The organism is Streptomyces sp. SM11, assembly GCF_002910905.1.
Classification (GTDB): domain Bacteria; phylum Actinomycetota; class Actinomycetes; order Streptomycetales; family Streptomycetaceae; genus Streptomyces.
This window is the reverse complement of record NZ_NEUE01000117.1, coordinates 1-948: the sequence shown is the minus strand read 5'-3', so window position 1 is coordinate 948 and position 948 is coordinate 1. Positions and strand designations below refer to the sequence as shown.

Here is a 948-nt window from a genome sequence, read left to right as displayed (position 1 = left end):
TCATCGCGGTCGCGCTGCCACAGTGCCATCTCCAGTGCGTCCAGGACGAGCCTGGTTTCCTTCGATGTCGCGGCGGACCAGCCGACGATGCGGCGGGAGAAGGTGTCCACGACGAAGGCGACGTAGACGACGCCGGCCCAGGTGGCGATGTGGGTGAAGTCGGCGACCCAGCAGCGGTTCGGAGCGGTCGCGACGAAGTCGCGGTCCACCAGGTCCGGGGCCCGCTCGGCGGCCGGATCCACGAGCGTGGTGATGACCTTCTTGCCCCGGACGGCGCCGGCGATGCCGAGGTCGCGCATCAGGCGTTCGACAGTGCAGCGGGCCACCTCGTGGCCCTGTCGGTTCAGTTCCTGCCAGATCTTCCTGGCCCCGTAAACCCGGTAGTTGGTGGTGAACACCTCGTGGATCAGGGCCTTGAGTTCCGTGTCGCGCACGGATCGCGCCGATGGTTCGGCGAGGCGTTTATGGTGGGCGTAGTAGGTGGAGGGGGCGATCTTGCAGTCGTGCTCGGTGAGCGTTCTGCAGATCGGCTCGACCCCGCCGAAGCGGTCCCGGTGCTCGTCGATGAACGCTACGAGCGTGTGTGTGGCCGGTCGAGCTCGGCCGCGAAGAAACTCGCCGCCGCCTTCAGGATCTCGTTCGCCCGCTTCAGCTCGGCGACCTCCTTCTTCAGCGCCTTGAGCTGGGCCGATTCCTCCGTCGTCGTCCCCGGCCGTGTCCCCGCGTCGATCTCGTGCTGCTTGATCCAGTTCCGCAGCGTCTCGCGGGAGCCGATACCGAGCTTCTCCGCGACCGCCTGCAGGGCGGCCGTCTCGGTCGGGTAGTCGCCGCGCACCTCGGCGGCCATGCGCACCGCACGACGGCGGAGCTCAAGCGGATAACGGGAAGGTCGTGCCATGACTCGATCCTTTCATGAAATCGAGTCTCTATTCGACACGGGGCGGTTCA

Annotated in this window: 2 protein-coding genes; both read right to left on the bottom strand. The window is 66.9% G+C overall.

Annotated features, from left to right (window positions below; translation table 11 throughout):
• A partial coding sequence (locus tag B9S58_RS08490) for an IS3 family transposase (protein WP_258044238.1) occupies window positions 1-566 on the bottom strand: 566 nt, incomplete at its 3' end.
• Between the two features lie 5 nt (window positions 567-571).
• Complete coding sequence (locus B9S58_RS08485; protein ID WP_103531634.1) at window positions 572-898, bottom strand: transposase; 327 nt, start codon at window positions 896-898, stop codon at window positions 572-574.
• Window positions 899-948 lie beyond the last annotated feature (50 nt).